The 16,398-nt window shown below is 68.9% G+C and carries 16 protein-coding genes; 11 read left to right on the top strand and 5 right to left on the bottom strand.

Annotated features, from left to right (window positions below):
• The first annotated feature begins 34 nt into the window (after positions 1–34).
• The 6 genes from F572_RS0104825 to F572_RS0104800 all read left to right on the top strand — a co-directional run bounded on the left by F572_RS0104825 (position 35) and on the right by F572_RS0104800 (position 4,428).
• Positions 35–1,222 carry a beta-ketoacyl-[acyl-carrier-protein] synthase family protein gene (locus F572_RS0104825; protein WP_017940639.1) on the top strand — a complete coding sequence of 396 codons (1,188 nt, stop codon included), beginning with the start codon at positions 35–37 and terminating at the stop codon, positions 1,220–1,222.
• Positions 1,219–1,998, top strand: coding sequence for a beta-ketoacyl synthase chain length factor (locus F572_RS0104820; protein ID WP_017940640.1), 780 nt, complete (start codon positions 1,219–1,221; stop codon positions 1,996–1,998). Before F572_RS0104825 ends, F572_RS0104820 begins: the two co-directional genes overlap by 4 nt.
• A gap of 31 nt (positions 1,999–2,029) precedes the next feature.
• Positions 2,030–2,491 carry a hypothetical protein gene (locus F572_RS0104815; protein WP_017940641.1) on the top strand — a complete coding sequence of 154 codons (462 nt, stop codon included), beginning with the start codon at positions 2,030–2,032 and terminating at the stop codon, positions 2,489–2,491.
• A complete protein-coding gene (gene fabG / locus F572_RS0104810; RefSeq protein WP_017940642.1) occupies positions 2,488–3,210 on the top strand; it encodes a 3-oxoacyl-ACP reductase FabG in 723 nt (240 codons plus the stop codon). The genes F572_RS0104815 and fabG overlap by 4 nt, the downstream gene beginning before the upstream one ends.
• 6 nt (positions 3,211–3,216) lie before the next feature.
• The gene (locus F572_RS0104805) at positions 3,217–3,939 is read left to right on the top strand and encodes a glycosyltransferase family 2 protein (RefSeq protein ID WP_017940643.1); all 723 of its coding nucleotides are present in this window, start codon (positions 3,217–3,219) and stop codon (positions 3,937–3,939) included.
• Between the two features lie 93 nt (positions 3,940–4,032).
• The gene (locus tag F572_RS0104800; RefSeq protein WP_017940644.1) at positions 4,033–4,428 is read left to right on the top strand and encodes a hypothetical protein; all 396 of its coding nucleotides are present in this window, start codon (positions 4,033–4,035) and stop codon (positions 4,426–4,428) included.
• Between the two features lie 197 nt (positions 4,429–4,625).
• Here the strand turns inward: F572_RS0104800 and F572_RS0104795 are convergent, their stop codons facing one another.
• Positions 4,626–5,099: a YhcB family protein gene (locus tag F572_RS0104795; protein ID WP_026142886.1), complete on the bottom strand. Its 474-nt coding sequence runs from the start codon at positions 5,097–5,099 to the stop codon at positions 4,626–4,628.
• Between the two features lie 106 nt (positions 5,100–5,205).
• Between F572_RS0104795 and F572_RS0104790 the strand changes: the two genes are divergently transcribed.
• A complete protein-coding gene (locus F572_RS0104790; protein ID WP_017940646.1) occupies positions 5,206–5,757 on the top strand; it encodes a hypothetical protein in 552 nt (183 codons plus the stop codon).
• A 6-nt stretch (positions 5,758–5,763) separates the two neighbouring features.
• The gene (locus F572_RS0104785) at positions 5,764–6,393 is read left to right on the top strand and encodes a hypothetical protein (protein WP_017940647.1); all 630 of its coding nucleotides are present in this window, start codon (positions 5,764–5,766) and stop codon (positions 6,391–6,393) included.
• A gap of 223 nt (positions 6,394–6,616) precedes the next feature.
• Here the strand turns inward: F572_RS0104785 and dacB are convergent, their stop codons facing one another.
• From dacB to efp, 3 genes are all read right to left on the bottom strand, one after another.
• Positions 6,617–8,017, bottom strand: coding sequence for a D-alanyl-D-alanine carboxypeptidase/D-alanyl-D-alanine-endopeptidase (gene dacB, locus F572_RS0104780; RefSeq protein ID WP_026142887.1), 1,401 nt, complete (start codon positions 8,015–8,017; stop codon positions 6,617–6,619).
• A 174-nt stretch (positions 8,018–8,191) separates the two neighbouring features.
• Positions 8,192–9,157 carry an EF-P lysine aminoacylase EpmA gene (epmA, locus tag F572_RS0104775; protein WP_017940649.1) on the bottom strand — a complete coding sequence of 322 codons (966 nt, stop codon included), beginning with the start codon at positions 9,155–9,157 and terminating at the stop codon, positions 8,192–8,194.
• A gap of 25 nt (positions 9,158–9,182) precedes the next feature.
• The gene (gene efp / locus F572_RS0104770; protein WP_026142888.1) at positions 9,183–9,746 is read right to left on the bottom strand and encodes an elongation factor P; all 564 of its coding nucleotides are present in this window, start codon (positions 9,744–9,746) and stop codon (positions 9,183–9,185) included.
• A 77-nt stretch (positions 9,747–9,823) separates the two neighbouring features.
• Here efp and epmB point away from each other — a divergent pair, with 77 nt between their 5' ends.
• From epmB to F572_RS0104755, 3 genes are all read left to right on the top strand, one after another.
• Positions 9,824–10,867, top strand: coding sequence for an EF-P beta-lysylation protein EpmB (gene epmB, locus F572_RS0104765; RefSeq protein ID WP_017940651.1), 1,044 nt, complete (start codon positions 9,824–9,826; stop codon positions 10,865–10,867).
• Between the two features lie 117 nt (positions 10,868–10,984).
• A complete protein-coding gene (locus F572_RS0104760) occupies positions 10,985–12,874 on the top strand; it encodes a hypothetical protein (protein ID WP_017940652.1) in 1,890 nt (629 codons plus the stop codon).
• Positions 12,871–14,943: an EAL domain-containing protein gene (locus tag F572_RS0104755; protein WP_017940653.1), complete on the top strand. Its 2,073-nt coding sequence runs from the start codon at positions 12,871–12,873 to the stop codon at positions 14,941–14,943. The genes F572_RS0104760 and F572_RS0104755 overlap by 4 nt, the downstream gene beginning before the upstream one ends.
• Before the next feature lie 286 nt (positions 14,944–15,229).
• Here F572_RS0104755 and dnaJ read toward each other — a convergent pair whose 3' ends face one another.
• Positions 15,230–16,378 (bottom strand): molecular chaperone DnaJ, encoded by a 1,149-nt coding sequence (dnaJ, locus tag F572_RS0104750; protein ID WP_017940654.1) that lies wholly within the window; start codon positions 16,376–16,378, stop codon positions 15,230–15,232.
• Positions 16,379–16,398: the final 20 nt, after the last annotated feature.

Genomic DNA, 16,398 nt, shown 5'->3' with positions numbered 1-16,398 from the left:
GGGGAACCCTCCGGCCACAACCCGCAGCGCGTCCATGGACCCCCTGGTCATTACCGCCCATACCCTGACGAGTGCCGCCGGCACCGGGATCACCGCCAACGCCGAGGCCCTGCGCAGCGGGACCAGCGGCCTGCGCCCCTGCGACCTCGAGAGCGTCACCCTGGACACCCATATCGGCCGCGTGCCCGGGGTCGAGGCGATCACCCTGGAGGGCGCCCTCGCCCCGTTCCAGTGCCGCAACAACCAGCTCGCGGAGCTGGGCCTGCGCCAGGACGGTTTCACCGACGCGGTCGCGGCCGCAGCGCGACGCCACGGGCCCGACCGCGTCGCCGTGCTGCTGGGCACCAGCACCTCCGGCATCGCCGCCACCGAGGCCGCCTACCACCGGCGCGATCCGCAGACCGGGGCCCTGCCCCCGGACTACGACTACCAGCACACCCAGAATATGTTCTCGCTGGCCGACTTCGTGGCCACTCGCTTCGGCCTGTCCGGCCCGGCGATGGTCGTCTCCACCGCCTGCTCGTCCAGCGCCAAGGTCTTCGCCGACGCCCGGCGCTACATCGCGGCGGGGCTTTGCGACGCGGCCGTGGTCGGCGGCGTCGACAGCCTGTGCGGCATGACACTGTACGGCTTCAACGCGCTGCAACTGGTCGCCGCGCGGCCCTGCACCCCCCTGGATCGCGACCGCGCCGGCATCTCCATCGGCGAGGCCGCCGGCTTCTTCCTGCTGGAGCGGCCCTCGGTCGAGGCCACGGGCCCGCTGCTGACCGGCCATGGCGAATCCAGCGACGCCCACCACATGTCCGCCCCGCACCCCGAGGGTCTGGGGGCCGCGACTGCCCTGCAAGAAGCCCTGGCCCGTGCCGGACGGCGGGGAGACGAGATCGACTACGTGCTGATGCATGCCACCGCGACCCCGGCCAACGACAGCGCCGAGGCGCGCGCCCTGGGGCGCAGCCTGGGTCCGAACCCACGCGCGGTCGGAACCAAGGGCCTGACCGGCCACACCCTGGGGGCCGCCGGCGCGGTCGGCGTGGCACAGGCCATCGCCAGCCTGGACGGCGGCTTCGTGCCGCCGACCGCCGGCCTGAACGTGCTGGATCCGGAACTGGACCTGGATGCCCGCGCCGAGGCGGAACCCCGCGCGGTGCAGCGAGTACTGGTGAATGCCTTCGGCTTTGGCGGCAACAATTGCAGCCTGCTGCTGGAGGCCGCGCCATGAACGCCATCGGACTGCATGCGGTGGGCCTGCTGGGCCCGGGGCTGGACGACTTCGACGGGGCCCGGCCAATCCTGGCCGGCGACGTGCCGCCGACGAGCCGCGAGGTGCAGGTCCCGCCGCCCGCCCTGCTCCCGGCCAACGAGCGCCGGCGCACCACCGCCACCATTCGCCTGGCGCTTAAGGTCGCAGAGGAGGCGACCCGCGACGCCGACCGCGGCCAGCTGCGCAGCGTGTTCGCCTCGTCCTCCGGCGACATGGACATCATCGACCGCATCTGCGAGGCCCTCACCTGGCCGGAGCCCGTGGTCTCGCCGGTGCAATTCCACAACTCGGTGCACAACGCCCCGGCCGGCAACTGGTCGATCGCGACCCGCAACCCGGCCCCGGCGACCGCACTGTCGGGCTACAACGCCAGCCTGGCCGCGGGGCTTCTGGAGGCCGCGACACTGCAGCTGGCCGAGGGTGGCGAGGTGCTGCTGGCCTGCTACGACGTACCGTCCATGGAGAGCTTCATCCACGTGCGGCCCATCCACCATCCCTTTGCCGTGGCCCTGCGCCTGGGACCGGTGGAGCGCGCGCCCTGGCGGCTGCAGCTCGACCTCGGGGGTACAACCACGGCGGACCGCTGCATCAGCGACGAGCTGGAGGCCCTGCGCGGGAGCAACCCGGCCGCCCGCGCCCTGCCCCTGCTGGAACAGCTGGTCCGGGGCGCGCCCGGAAATGTTACGCTGGCGGCTCCGCTGGGCCGGTCCCTGAACATCCGGATCGAGCCCTGAATCATCCGCCCGGATCAGGAAGATCCCGCGCATGTCATCCCGAACCGAGACCCTGGATCACGACGCCATCTGCCGGCTGCTGCCGCATGCCGGCGCAATGTGCCTGCTGGATACGGTGGCGGCCTGGTCCGACACCGCCATCCACTGCCGCGCCCGAAACCACCGGGATCCGGCCAATCCGCTGCGCGGCGAGGCCGGCCTGCACGCCCTGGCCGCGCTGGAGTACGGCGCCCAGGGCATGGCGGTGCACGGGGCCCTGCTGGCCGGCGCCGGACCGGCGCGCGCCGGCTACCTGGCCGCGGTGCGGGATCTGCAACTGCAGACCCGTCGCCTCGACGCCCTCGAGGCGACGCTGGAGATCCACGCCGAACGCATCCTCTCGGACAGCAACAGCTCCATCTACGACCTGCGCGTAAGCGCCGGCGACCAGCCAGTGCTGAGCGTCCGGGCGACGGTAATCCTGCAACCGGCCGACGAGGAGGAGACCCCTTGACCACACGCGCCCTGATCACCGGCGGCTCCGGCGCCATCGGCGCCGCGATCGCCCACGCGCTGGCCGCGGCCGGCCACGAGGTCATCCTGCACGCCCACCGCAATGCCGACGCGGCCGAGACGACCGCCGAGGCCATCCGTGCCGATGGCGGCCAGGCCCAGGTGCGGGTGTTCGACATCACCGACGAGGCGGCCTGCCGCGCCACGCTGGAACCCCTCGCAGCCGAACAGCCGGTGCAGATCCTGGTACACAACGCGGGCATCCACGATGACGCCCCGCTGGCCGGGATGCGCCGCGAACAGTGGGACCGGCCGATCGACGTCGGGCTCAACGGGTTCTACAACGTGACCCAGCCCCTGCTGCTGCCGATGATCACCACCCGCTGGGGCCGGGTGATCGCGATCTCCTCGGTGGCGGGGCAGATCGGCAACCGCGGGCAGACCAATTACGCCGCCGCCAAGGCCGGTCTGCACGGGGCCATCCGCTCGCTGGCCCATGAGGTCGCCTCGCGCGGCATCACCGCCAATGCCGTCGCCCCGGGCATCATCGAGACCCCGATGAGCGACGACAGCTTCGATGCCGAGACCGTTCGCAACATGGTCCCGATGCGCCGCGCCGGGCGGCCCGAGGAGGTCGCCGGCCTGGTCGGCTTCCTCGCCAGCGAGGCCGCCAGCTATGTCTCCGCGCAGGTGATCGGCGTCAACGGCGCCCTCGCCTGACCCCCCATGAGTACTGTCGTCGCCCTGATCCCCGCCCACAACGAGGCGGCCACCATCGAGGCGGTGGTGGCCGGCGCCCGGGCACACGTGGACCGGGTGATCGTGGTGGATGACGGTTCCGAGGATGCCACCGCGCGCCTGGTCGAGGACCAGGCCGAGGTCCTGCGCCAGCGCACGAACGGCGGCAAGGCGGCGGCCCTGTGGGCCGGGATGCAGCATGCCCTGACCACCGGCGCCGACGCCGTGGTGACGCTGGATGCCGACGGGCAGCACGACACCTCGGAGATCCCCGCGCTGATCGCCGCCTGGCGCGAGACCCCGGACCGGCTGATCCTCGGTGCCCGACTCAAGGGTCGCGAGCACACCCCGCCGCTGCGGCTGTTCGGCAACCGCATGGCGGACTTCTGGATCGCCTGGGCCTCCGGCCAGCCGCTGCAGGACTCGCAGTCGGGATTCCGGCTGTACCCCGCGGCGCTGCTGCGGCACATGGACCTGCCGCACCACCGGGCGCGCGGCTTCGTGTTCGAGAGCGAGGCCCTGATCGTCGCCGAACGCCTGGGCTTCCCGACCCGGGTGGTCCCGGTTCGCTGCATCTACCCGGAAAACCACCGCCCCAGCCACTACCGCCCCACCGCGGACACCCTGCGCATCATCGCGATGGTTGCCGGCCACCTGCTGCGCCGCGGGATGCGCCCGGTCGGGCTCCTGCGTTCGCTGGGGAGGCGCTGATTAAGCGGTAGAAACCGGGCCGTCCGGACACCCTTGGAAACGCCGGGCCCGCGTGTCTACACTCCCGGCGGATCCACCAAGGGAGAAAACGCCATGAATACCCGGACGTTGCTGGTCATCCTCTTCGCCACCCTGATCGCGCTGACCGGCTGCCGCGGCACGGTCCCCGTGCAGGACATCAGCGATACCACGGTCACGAATGTCGATGGCGAGCGGCCCAGCGCCGAACAGATGGAACGCGCCATCCGCACCGCCGGCGCCTCGCTGGGCTGGCGCATGGAAGAGGCCGAGCCCGGGCGGCTGGAAGGCCGGCTCCACCTGCGCGACCACGTCGCCGTGGTCGAGATCCCGTTTGCTGCCGGGGAATACAGCATCCGCTACAAGGACAGCGCGAACCTGAACTACGCGGACGGCAACATCCACCCGAACTACAACAACTGGATCCAGAACCTGGACAACCAGATCCGGGCCCAGATCTCCTCCCTCTGAGCCCACCCCGCAAAGAGCATCTACAGGAAGATGGGAAGATCGGAAGGAATGCATTAGGTAGGGCGCAATGCGGATGGCTTGCCCAGTGCTACAAGCCATCTTCCAGCCTTCGCGTCTTCCTGTTAACGCTTTTCAGGTGTTCTGCGGACCTGCATGGGGTTCGTGGTTAAGACAGACGCAACCCACACGGCGGCAGGTCAGTCGGGGCGCGGGCGGTCGTCCGGCTTGCGGGCCTCGTCCCCGGCGCCCTTGCTGGAAGGCTCGTCGTCCTGGGCGTCCGACTCGTTGGCGCCGCCGGCCGCTTCGCCGGGACCGTTGCCATAGTCGCGACGGGTCATGTGCGACAGCAGCTGCCCGGCGCGGTCCTCGAGGCGATCGCGGGTCGGCTTGTCGGCCAGTTCCTCCGCGCTCTGGGCCAAGTGGTGGTAGAGGTCGCGGTAGGAACCCGCCATGGTCGCGAACAGCGTGGCCGTGCGATCGAAATGGTCGTTGACCTGGCTGCGGTAGCGCGTCAACTCCTGCATGCGCCGGTCCAGCTCCTCTTCCAGCTCGCGGATCAGCTTGCGCTCGTCACTGGTCACACGCCCCACCCAGAAGCCCACCAGGGCGGCGATCACGATGGCCAGGATCCCGAGGGCCACCCACAGCCCCACTGCTGTCTGTTCTTCCACCACGAAATCCTCTGCAAATGGAGCCGCCATTGTGCCGCAGGCCCTCGCCGAACGCACTTCCGGGCATGCTACCCTCGCCACACAGCCAGACACCCGGAAGACCCGCATGATCGACCCACAACACGCCCAACAGATCCGCCAGGCCCAGGCCGGCCTGATCAACCTCGTGGTCCAGGCCACCCAGAACCCGGAGACCCGCCGCGAACTGGAGCCGGTGTTGAACCAGGCACACGAGGCCGGCTGGGGCGAGCTGATCCAGCGCATCCGCCGCGTACTCGAGGGCGAACGCGACACGACTCTGCTGCAGGGCCTGGACGACGAGGACACGGTGATCCTGACGGCAATCCTCTCCGGGCTGCAGGACCCCTCCACCCTGCCCGACCCGGAGCAAAGCGGCGACCCGGCCCAGGCCGCCCCGGGGCTGGCACAGATGATCCACGGGGCCGCGCATGGTGATGCCCAGTCGCTGCACTGGCTGTCCCAGATGGCCGAGCAGATGAGTCGCGCCGGGGGCGACATGGCGCGGCTCGGCGGCATCACCAAGCGTCTGGTGGACGGCGAGCGCGATCCCGACGTGCTCTGCCGGGGCATGGGTTCACAGGGTGAATCGCTGGTCCTGTCCATCCTGTCGGAACTGGGCAAGCTCGAACGCCACTGACCCGACATGCGCCGTCGCAGCGACAACGCGGCCCCGCTACGGCGCCGCTTCCGTCTTCCGCCCTGGCTCCTTGCGGTACTCAGTCTGTGGCTGCTGCAGGGCTGCGCGGCCGTGACGCTGCAACCACCGGACGACCCGGAAGGCCCGGTTACCGTGGCCCTGCTGGACCATGGACGACACTCCAGCCTGATCCTGCCAGCCGGGAAACCGGGGGCCTGGCTGCGCTACTCCTACGGCGACTGGGTCTTCTATGTCGAACGCCGGACCGGACCGCTCCAGGGGATCTCCGGGTTGCTCGTACCGACCCGCGCCGCGCTCGGACGCCAGGTACTGACCGGCCACGAGCTCGGGCCATCCACGGTGGGGCAACTTCGGGTACCACTGGCGGACTTTTACCTGCTGACGGTTCCGGGGGCACGAGTCGAGGTCCTGCGCGACGAGCTGGAAGGCATCTGGCAAGCGGGATACGACGAACGCAAGACCTCGCCGGAATGGGACATGGCCTTCGTCGAGCATCCGGAGGCCTACACCCTGCGCAACAACTCCAATCGCATGGTCGCGCGCTGGCTGACGGCGCTGGACGTCGAAGTCTCCCGCGCGCCGATCCTGTCCAACTGGCAGACCGAGTCCCCCTGAGTTCGCAAGGCACTTTTCACCACGAAGCACACGAAGGCACGAAGAAACCCGCAAGAGCATTTACAGGAAGATGCGAAGGTCAGCAGGGGGCGAGAGGGTGCGCAATCCTTGTGGCTTGCGCACCCTTTCAGGAATCTTCCGATCTTCGCGTCTTCCTGTTGGCGCTTTCTGGATTTTCTTCGTGTCTTCGTGTGCTTCGTGGTGAACAAACGGGGTGCACCCGTCAGAGGTCGTGGGCCCACTCGAGGACGGCGTCCTGCAGGTTGCGCCCCATGCCGCGGTGGGCGCGTGGATCGTTGACCAGCACGACCACCGCCAGATCATCGCCACCCCGCGTCCGCACATAGCCGGCCACCGCGGAGACCTCGTTCAGATGCCCGGTCTTCAGGTGCATCTGCCCGCGCAGGTCGCGCTGGCTGCCATTGCGGAAGCGGTTGCGCAAGGTCCCGTCCAGGCCGGCCAGAGCCAGGGAGGACTGGAACTCCGGGCGGTGCGGGTGCTGCCAGCCCGCCTCCAGGATGCCGCCGAGCTGCCGCGCGGTCATCCGGGTATCGCGGCTGAGTCCGGAACCGTTGTCGACCACCATGCCACCGACTTCGACCCCCAACCCACGCAGGGATTCCAGCAGGGCCTGCTGCCCCTTCTCCAGCGTGGCCGGCGGCGTGAAATGCCGCGCCCCCAGGGTCAGCAGCAGATGGCGGGTCATCACATTGGAGCTCCACTTGTTGGAGACCCGAATCAGATCCGCCAGCGGCCGCGAGGTGTGGCGCAGGATCGGTTCGTCATACAGCACCGGTAGCACGCCCGGGCGGATATCGCCGGTTAACTCGCCGCCCCACTGCGACCAGTGCAGACGGAACATCTCGGCGTGATTGGCCTCCGGCGCCAGGACCGAGCGCAGCAGTTCGTAGTCGCCACAGTTGACCGGGTACTCGCCAGCCAGGGTTACGCGCTGCGCCTCCGGGTCGGCGTCAAAGCGGATCCCGCGCTGCCAGGCCCCGCAGCTTCCGCGCGTCGGCTGCAGGCGATTCACGAGTTCCAGCCCCGGCAGCGGCGGGTCCACGGTCACGTCGATCCCGCTTCCATGCCGTTCCGGGCGCACACGAAAGCGCTGCGCGCTGGCATTCACGTGCAGGGCATAGGGCAGCTGGTTGTAGGCCCGCAGCGGCTGGTCGTTGAAGCCAGACGGATCACCGGGCGGCAGCTCGAAATGCGAGGCGTCGAGGATCACGTTCCCGTCGATGCGCTGCAGCCCGGTCTGGCGCAACTGGCCCAGCATGCGCCAGTGCTCCTCGCTGACCATCCCGGGATCGCCGGTGCCCCGGATGACCAGGTCCCCCCGCAGCACGCCGTCGCGCACCGGGCGCGTCGCCCAGACCTCGGTGGTCCAGGTGTAGTCCGGTCCCAGCTCGTGGAGGGCCGCCAGCGAGGTCGCCAGCTTGATGGTCGAGGCCGGGTTGTACGGCTGGTCCACGTTGAGTCGCGCGAGCACCGCGCCATCGGACATCCGCTGGACCCACAACCCGACGTTCTCCGGCGGCAGGCGCTGGCTCTCGATCGCACGCTGCAACGGCTGCGGGAGGTGTTCGAACTGCGCCTGTGTCGCCAGCGGCGCAAGCCACAGCGACAGTATCAGACACAGGGCAATGGCCCATCCGGAACCAACCGGAACAGGGCCAGGGCGGCGCGGAAAAAGACGAGGGGGCATAGGGGTCGAACCATCCTGCAAACGTGCGGGGCAACAGCCCCTATAGTGTGCCGGCACCCCTGCCGGGACAAGCCCTCCGGACGGACGGCGTCACGCTCTGGACCAGGGAAAATCGACCACCTGGTCGATTCTGGAGACGCCCAGCAACTGCATCAGCAATCGGTCCACGCCCAGGGCCACGCCCGCGCAGTCCGGCAGTCCGGACTCCAGTGCCGCCTCCAGATAGCGATCCACAGGTGGAAGCGGCTGGCCCCGGGCACGGCGCAGGGCGATGTCCCGGGCGCGGCGCTGACGGAAGACCTCCGGGTCGGTCAGTTCGTGGTAGCCGTTGGCCAGCTCCAGATCCCCCCAGTAGAGCTCGAAACGGGCGGCATAGCCCGGGCGTTCGGCACAGGGGCGCGCGAGCACAGCCTGACTCTCGGGATAGTCATGAAGGATGGTCAGCCGGTCCGGCGGGAAGCCGGGGGCAATCACCAGACTGATCAGGGCGTCCAGCCAGCCGTCCCGGTCCAGTTCTCCGCCCACCGTGAGCCCGTGCGCCGCCGCGACCCGTTCCAGCGCCGCGACATCCGCCGCGAGCGGATCCACCCCCAGGGCGGACTGAAACAGCTCCGCGTAAGCAATCTCCTCGCAACCCCGCGGCGCGCGCCATTCGGGGGACAGCCCCGCCTGGTCCGCGATCAGCGCAACCACCTCGCGCGCCAGCGCCCGGTGGTCCAACCCGTGGCGATACCACTCCAGCAGGGTGAATTCAGGGTTATGGCGTGGTCCCGACTCACCCGCGCGGAAGACCCGGGCGATCTGATAGATGTCCGGGGCGCCATCCGCCAGCAGGCGCTTCATCGGGTATTCCGGCGAAGTCTGCAGGAAGCCCCGCGCCCCATCGGGGGCTTGCGCCTCCCAGCTCTCCAGCATCGGGTCCTGGGGCGCGCCCCGGCCGAGGACCGGGGTCTCGACCTCGAGCACCCCGCGCGCCGCGAAGAACGCCCGCAGCCCGGCCAGCAGGCGCGCACGCGCCATCCGGGCCGGCGCTGCACCCGGCCGCCAGTCGCTCATCTCGTGGAGGCCGGCAGGATCGGGATCAGACGCGCGAGACGTATTCGCCGTTGCGGGTATCCACCCGCACCGTCTCGCCTTCCTCGACGAACAGCGGGACCTTGACCACCGCACCGCTCTCCAGCGTGGCCGGCTTGGTGCCGCCCTGTGCAGTGTCGCCACGGACACCGGGGTCGCATTCGGTGATCTTCATCTCGACGAAGGACGGCGGCACCACCGACAGTGGCTCGCCATTCCACAGGGTCACGGTGCAGACATCCTGTTCCTTCAGCCACTGGCCGGCATCGCCCAGCGCGGCCTCGCCCACGGCGTACTGCTCGAAGCTGTCCGGCACCATGAAGTGCCAGAACTCGCCGTCGTTGTAGAGGTACTGCATCTCGGTGTCCATCACGTCGGCGGCCTCCACCGACTCGCCGGACTTGAAGGTCTTCTCCAGCACCCGGCCGGTGCGCAGGTTGCGCAGCTTGACTCGGTTGAAGGCCTGACCCTTACCCGGCTTGACGAACTCGTTCTCGACGATGGCCTGCGGATCGCCGTCCAGCAGGAGCTTGAGACCGGCCTTGAATTCGTTGGTACTGTAGGTTGCCATTGCGTGCTGTTCCTCGAAAAAACGTTGCGCGGGCATACGGCCCCGTCCGGAAACGATCCATGCCCACAAAGCCCGTCATGATAACGCGCGAGCCGCACGGAACCCAGCCATCCGCGCCGCGCGCAACCCCGGCCTGGCAGCAGGCGCTGGCGCGCGCGATCGACAACCCCGACGCCCTGGCCGCACGCCTGGAACTGCCGCGCGAGGCGCTGCCGGGCATGCAGGCCGGGCACCGGCTGTTCCGCACCCGCATCCCGGAGAGCTACCTGGCGCGGATCCACCCGGGCGACCCGCGCGATCCCCTGCTGCTGCAGGCCCTGCCGGACGCGCGCGAGGCGGTCGAGTCCCCGGGGTTCGTCAGCGATCCGGTCGGCGACCACGACGCCCTGGCCGCACCCGGTGTGGTGCACAAATACCACGGCCGCGTGCTGCTGCTGACGACCGGGGCCTGCGCCATCCACTGCCGTTACTGCTTCCGCCGCGAGTTCGACTACGCCGACCACAACCCGGCGCGGGACGACTGGACACCCGCACTGGAGTACATCGCGGGGAACCCGGACATCCACGAGGTCATCCTCAGCGGGGGCGACCCGCTGAGCCTGTCCGACACCCGCCTCGCCCGGCTCGCGGAGCGCCTTGCAGGGATCCCGCACCTCGAGCGCCTGCGCATCCACACACGTCTTCCGGTGGTACTGCCGGAACGGGTGGACGACCGCCTGCTCGCCTGGCTCGGCCAGGGGCGCCTGCAGCACATCCTGGTCCTGCATGCGAACCACCCTCGCGAATTCGCCGCACCCGCCGACGCCGCGTTGCAGCGCCTGCGCGCCGCAGGCGTCACCCTGCTCAACCAGGCGGTCCTGCTGGCCGGCATCAACGACGATGCCGAGACCCTGATCGAACTGCAGGAGGCCGGCTTTCGCCTGGGGGTGCTGCCCTACTACCTGCACCAGCTCGACCGCACCCGTGGCACGGCCCATTTCGAGGTATCGGACGCGCGGGCCGGCGCACTCTATCGCGACCTCCATGCCCGCCTGCCGGGCTACCTGGTCCCGCGCCTGGCACGCGAGATCCCCGGGGAACCCGGCAAGACCCTGCGGGCACCGTGGTCCGGACGTGAATGACGGTCCGGGCCACCCACACCAATTGCACGGTTTGCTGCTAAAGTACCGCCAGATCCGGGGCTGAAGCGAACAGCCCGAGGCCCCACGCAACCGGCTCAGCGACCACTGGACACGCCCATGCTGCAAGCCCTGCCCGAGCTGCCCGCCCATCCGGCCGGTCCCGACAGCTTCCCCCACCAGACGCCGCAAGCCCTGCGGGCCTGGTGCGCCGACCTGCCCGGCAGCGAACCCGAACTCGGCATCCAGCGACTCCGCGAGGCCCTCGACGGACTCAATGCGGTCGCCCTGCGCCCCGGCACGCGCGCCACGCTGGTCGCCATTCTGGAAGACCATCTCTTGCCCCTGCTGCCCGGCATGGAGCGTCTGTTACGCCAGCGCCCCCTTCCGCTGGGCCGTCGCAGTCGCGACCGCGCGGACGTCCTTGGGACGGCCTTGCGCGCGCTGCTCACCGCCGAGTTGCTGGTCGCGCGCGAGCGGCTCGACGAAGAGAGCACCCAGCACGCGGACCGCCTGACCGCCCCTCTGCAGGCCGCGGTCGCGCTACTGGGCGCGCTCGGTGTCCACCACTGGCGACTGTATCAGGGCGTGCCACCCGGCCAGTGGCAGCAACTCTATGACCTGCTGCGCCTGGCGCGCGCACAGCACATCGCCGACCAAGCCCCGGCCATCGACAAGCGCTTCGGCCCGGTCGAGCTGGACCGCATCGAGACCATGAGCGCGCGCATCATGGTGCTCGGAAGCACCGATCCGAACGCCCTCAAGATGGGCGAGATGGACTTGCTGGCCCGCTGGGCCAACTCGATTGCCGTCGCCTGCGCCGCCACACCCGATCCGAATCAGCACCCCGAAATGCCCGTGTTGCGCTGCGACCTCGAGCGCGACCATGCGCCGGGACTGGTGCTGCGTGGCAAACCCGCCACCGAACCCGCGTGCTTCGTGGAGCTGGAACCTGCCCTGGCCGCGCTGCGCGAGAACCCCGAGAACCTCGAACCCGTGCGCAACGGGGATGTTCAACCCCTGGCCGAACACTTGCTGCGCCTCTGGTCACACCTGCCCACCCGCCGCCACAGCCGCGAACGCGCAGGCGACCTCCGGCAGGTCTGCGTCATGGGCCTGGAACGCATCCACGATTTCCTGCTCGCGGAAATGGAACAGCGACGCATGGCCGACGCCCCGGACGCTGCCACCGACGCGACCTCCTCCGGTCTCGAATCCGTGCAGCAACGCGACCGCGGCGTCAGCGTCTTCGAGATGTCGCCGGCGGCGCTGCGCGGCTCCGATCTCGCGCTGGTGGACAGCCCACCCGGCCCCGGTCGCAACAGTGACCTCAGGCCGCTTGCGGACGATACCCCCGGCACCGCCGCGACCGCCTGGGAAGAGGTCGGGCGCGGCCTGGAAATCGCCGGCCACGAAGAACCCGCAGGCCCCATCACCAAGCGCAACCCTCCGGAACACTGGCAGGTCGACGACATCGGGGCCGGGGGCGTTCGCCTGTACCTGGATGCGCCCCAGCAACCCCTGCTGATCGGCGACCTGGTGGGATTGCGCGCCGTCGACGGCCACCGCTGGACGGTCGGCGTGCTGCGCTGGATTCGCTTTGAAGACCCGGACCGCGACCGCATCAGCATCGGCGTGGAGTTCCTCGCCAACCGCTGCCTGCCCATGCAGATCCAGGACTTCCGCAACGGGATCGCCGCCGGGGTCCCGCAGCCCGGCCTGTTCGCCCCGCAACGCACGGATGCCGAAGGGGCCGCGCTATTCCTGCCGGCCCAGGTCTTCGACCATGAAAAACGCGTGGTCTGCTGGCTGAACAACCGCGCCCGCGTTCTGGAACTGGACAGCGAGCGCACGGGCACTACGCTGTTCACCGAGGTCGGGTGCCGCATGACCGCGCTCGAGGTGGGCACCCCCACCGGGGACACACCCGGTACCGAGGCGGACCCCGGCCTTGCGAACGACGACGGACTGTCCTTCACTACCCGCAACCGCGACGATCAAGCCTCATGAACGAGACCATTCGCACCCTCTTCGTCACCAGCAATCCGAACCGGGCGGAAGAGGTCATCAGCAGCATCCGCACCCGCGGGAGCGCGATCCGGCCGGAACAGGTTTCGACCACGGACGCCCTCGCCGAGGCCCTCGAAAACCGGCGCTTCGACGTGATCGTGCTGATCGAGCCCGGCCTGGGCCTGACCCGAGAGCATGTCGACGAGGCGCTGCATGCCTGCGGCCGGCGCACCCCGGTCGTCGTCCTGACCGAGCGCCCGGAGGCGGAGCGCCTGGACGACTACGAGGCGGGCGCCTATGCGGTGGTGGACCACGAGCTGAATGAACTCGCCAGCCTTTTCACGATACGCGCCGCCGAGCAGTTCCAGCTGCGCCAGCGCCTGGGACGCATGGACGCCTCCCTGCAGGAGTCCGAGCGGCGCTGCCAGCTGCTGCTGGATAACTCGCGCGACGCCATCGCCTACGTCCACGAAGGCATGCACATCTACGCCAACGCCTCCTGGCGCGAACGCTTCGGTATTGGCGACCCCGAGGATGTCGACGGCCTGCCCCTGATGGACCTGGTGGCCCCGGAGAGCCGCGATGAGCTAAAGGGCCTGCTGCGCCGCTTCCAGAACGGCGAGGAAGGCGACCAGACACACCAGGCCTTCCAGCTGCAGGCCTTCGACGGCACCCCGTTCGAGGCCAACCTGCGCCTGTCCACCGCCAGCGTCGAGGGCGAGGCCTGTACCCAGGTCCTGCTGGACTCGGCCCAGGAGGACCCCGAACTGGCGGAGAAGATCGACTACCTGTCGCAGCGCGACCTGGTCACCGGTCTCTACAACCGCCAGCACTTCACCGGGATGATCGAGACCGCGCAGAGCCAGGCCGCGCAGTCGGAAAAGCCCTTCGCCCTCGTCACCCTCGCGGTGGATCGCTTTGCCGAGATCCGCGCCAACGTCGGGATGTCCGCCAGCGACCTGCTGCTGGCCGATATCGGCAAGCTGATCGAGGACCAGTTCCCCGAACCGACCATCACCGCGCGGCTGGAGGCCGAACACTTCGGGATCCTCATCCCCGACACCCGACGCAATGAGGTGGAAACCCGCATCCACGGCCTGATGGAGGCCGTTACCGGGCGGGTGTTCGAGCTCGGCAATGCCTCCACCAATTGCACCCTGTCCGCCGGCATCGTGATCGCCGACGAGACCGCAGTGGACACCGAGGAACTGCTATCGCAGGCCGACCGGGCCCTGCAGGAGGCCGTGGAAGCGGGTGGCGGCGCGCACCGTTTCTTCCGCCCCGCGGAGGGCGAGATGACCCAGGGCCAGGCCGATCAGCAATGGAAACTGCGCATCCAGGACGCCCTGGACCACGACCGCCTGGAACTGCTGTACCAGCCGATCGTGAACCTGCATGGCGCCGACCGGCCGCGCTATTCGGTCTTCGTGCGACTGCGTGATGCCGAAGGTCACATCCACGAGCCGGAGGCCTTCCTGCCCAGCGCCGAGCGCACGGAGATGGCCCAGCCAATCGACCGCTGGATCCTGAAGACCGCCCTCGGCGTGCTGGCGGAGCAGTTGAAACAGGATCCCGGTACCCAGTTCTTCCTCAAGCTGACGAACGGCTCGCTGGGCGACCCCTCGGTTGTCAGCTGGCTCCATGACGATCTGCACGCCCTGCGCATCCCGGCCGACAACGTGGTGGTGGAGCTGAAGGAACCCACCGTGGTCACTCACCTCAAGCCGGGCATCCATGTCGCCCGCGGACTGAAAGAGATGCACGGCCACCTGTGCATCGACGACTTCGGCAACGGGCTCAACCCGTTCCAGCTGCTGCAGCACCTGGAGGCCGATCACATCAAGCTGGACCCGTCCTACGTGAAGAACCTGGCGGAGAGCGAGGAGAACCAGCAGCTGATCCGCGAGCACACCGAAGCTGCGCACGCCAAGGGCAAGCAGGTCATCGTGCCGTATGTCGAGGACGCGAGCGTGCTGGCCGTGCTCTACAGCCTGAACGTAAACCTCGTCCAGGGCTACTTCCTGCAGGCCCCGATGCCGGCCCCCACCTTCGACTTCTCCTCGACCTGACCCCGGCACAGGCCGGCGCTCCATTTTTCACCACAGAGCGCACAGAGAACACGGAGAAAAGCGGTCTACAGGAAGACGGGAAGATCGGAAGAGGGATGATGTGGGCGGTCGCGTGGGCACTATCGGTGCCGTGCCACGCGGCGGTCAACGGTCCATCCCTTCACCCAAAAAATCTTCCTGTCTTCCAAACTTCCTGTAAATCGCCCTTGCCCGTTTTTTCTCCGTGGCCTCTGTGCACTCTGTGGTGCAACAAACACGAGTGGCCACCGGCACGACTATGGCGGGGTTACTTGGACCAGAAGTTGAGGTCCTCGAAGAAGCCCTTCACCCCGTCCAGCCAGGAGTGCGCCTGCGGGCTGTGCTTGGTCCCGCCGGCCTGGGTGGATTCGTCGAACTGGCGCAGAAGCTGTTTCTGTTCTTTGGTCAGGTTGATCGGCGTCTCCACCACCACGCGGCAGATCAGATCGCCGACGCCGCCGCCGTGCACCGACTTCACGCCCTTGCCGCCGACCCGGAACTGCTTGCCGGTCTGGGTCTCCGCCGGGACCTTGAGCTTGACCCGGCCATCCAGCGACGGGACCTCCAGTTCGCCCCCGAGGGCCGCGATCGCGAACGACACCGGCACCTCGCAGTGCAGGTCCGAGCCCTCGCGCCGGAACAGCTTGTGCGGCTTGACCCGCACCTGCACGTAGAGATCCCCGGGCGGACCACCGTTCATGCCGGCCTCGCCCTGGCCAGCCAGGCGGATGCGATCGCCCGAGTCCACCCCGGCCGGAATCTTCACATCCAGGGTGTTCTGCTCCTGCACCCGGCCCTTGCCGTGGCAGGACTTGCAGGGGCTGGAGACGATCTTGCCGGAGCCCTCGCAGCGCGGGCAGGTCTGCTGCACCGAGAAGAAGCCCTGCTGGATACGCACCTGCCCCACGCCGTTGCAGGTCGGGCAGGTCTCCGGCGAGGTCCCCGGCTCGGCGCCCGAGCCGTCGCAGGCCTCGCAGCTAACCGTGGTCGGGATGCGGACCTTCACCTCGGTACCGAACACCGCCTCTTCCAGGGTCAGGTCCAGGTTGTACTGCAGGTCGGAACCGCGATAGGCCCGTTGCCCGCGGCCGCCCCCGCCACCCCCGAAGATATCGCCAAAGATATCCTCGAAGATGTCACTGAAATTGGAGGCCCCGGCACCCCCGCCAAAGCCGCCGGCCGAGCCGTCGACACCGGCATGGCCATAGCGGTCGTAGGCGGCGCGCTTCTGGTCGTCACTGAGGACGTCATAGGCGGAACGGGCCTCCTTGAACTTGGCTTCGGCCTCCTCGTCCCCCGGATTGCGATCCGGGTGGTACTTCATCGCCAGGCGGCGAAAGGCCTTCTTGATATCGGCGGCCGAGGCGTCCTTGGAGACACCCAGCACCTCGTAGTAGTCGCGTTGAGACATGGTCATTCCCTGCTGATTCGTGCGCG

Origin of the sequence: Thioalkalivibrio sp. ALE14 (assembly GCF_000376845.1) — a bacterium.
Taxonomy (GTDB): domain Bacteria; phylum Pseudomonadota; class Gammaproteobacteria; order Ectothiorhodospirales; family Ectothiorhodospiraceae; genus Thioalkalivibrio.
Note: the sequence above shows the minus strand (reverse complement) of the source record. Positions and strands in the feature narration are given on the sequence as shown.

Excerpts from the sequence above, each read along its gene's own strand:
- F572_RS0104825 (WP_017940639.1), top strand. The coding sequence starts at position 35 with ATGGACCCCCTGGTCATTACCGCCCATACCCTGACGAGTGCCGCCGGC.
- efp (WP_026142888.1), bottom strand. The coding sequence starts at position 9,746 with ATGGCAACCTACAGTACCAACGAATTCAAGGCCGGTCTCAAGCTCCTG.
- F572_RS0104805 (WP_017940643.1), top strand. The coding sequence starts at position 3,217 with ATGAGTACTGTCGTCGCCCTGATCCCCGCCCACAACGAGGCGGCCACC.
- F572_RS0104785 (WP_017940647.1), top strand. The coding sequence starts at position 5,764 with ATGCGCCGTCGCAGCGACAACGCGGCCCCGCTACGGCGCCGCTTCCGT.
- F572_RS0104815 (WP_017940641.1), top strand. The coding sequence starts at position 2,030 with ATGTCATCCCGAACCGAGACCCTGGATCACGACGCCATCTGCCGGCTG.
- F572_RS0104820 (WP_017940640.1), top strand. The coding sequence starts at position 1,219 with ATGAACGCCATCGGACTGCATGCGGTGGGCCTGCTGGGCCCGGGGCTG.
- F572_RS0104760 (WP_017940652.1), top strand. The coding sequence starts at position 10,985 with ATGCTGCAAGCCCTGCCCGAGCTGCCCGCCCATCCGGCCGGTCCCGAC.
- F572_RS0104790 (WP_017940646.1), top strand. The coding sequence starts at position 5,206 with ATGATCGACCCACAACACGCCCAACAGATCCGCCAGGCCCAGGCCGGC.
- epmA (WP_017940649.1), bottom strand. The coding sequence starts at position 9,157 with ATGAGCGACTGGCGGCCGGGTGCAGCGCCGGCCCGGATGGCGCGTGCG.
- F572_RS0104800 (WP_017940644.1), top strand. The coding sequence starts at position 4,033 with ATGAATACCCGGACGTTGCTGGTCATCCTCTTCGCCACCCTGATCGCG.
- F572_RS0104755 (WP_017940653.1), top strand. The coding sequence starts at position 12,871 with ATGAACGAGACCATTCGCACCCTCTTCGTCACCAGCAATCCGAACCGG.
- epmB (WP_017940651.1), top strand. The coding sequence starts at position 9,824 with ATGATAACGCGCGAGCCGCACGGAACCCAGCCATCCGCGCCGCGCGCA.
- dnaJ (WP_017940654.1), bottom strand. The coding sequence starts at position 16,378 with ATGACCATGTCTCAACGCGACTACTACGAGGTGCTGGGTGTCTCCAAG.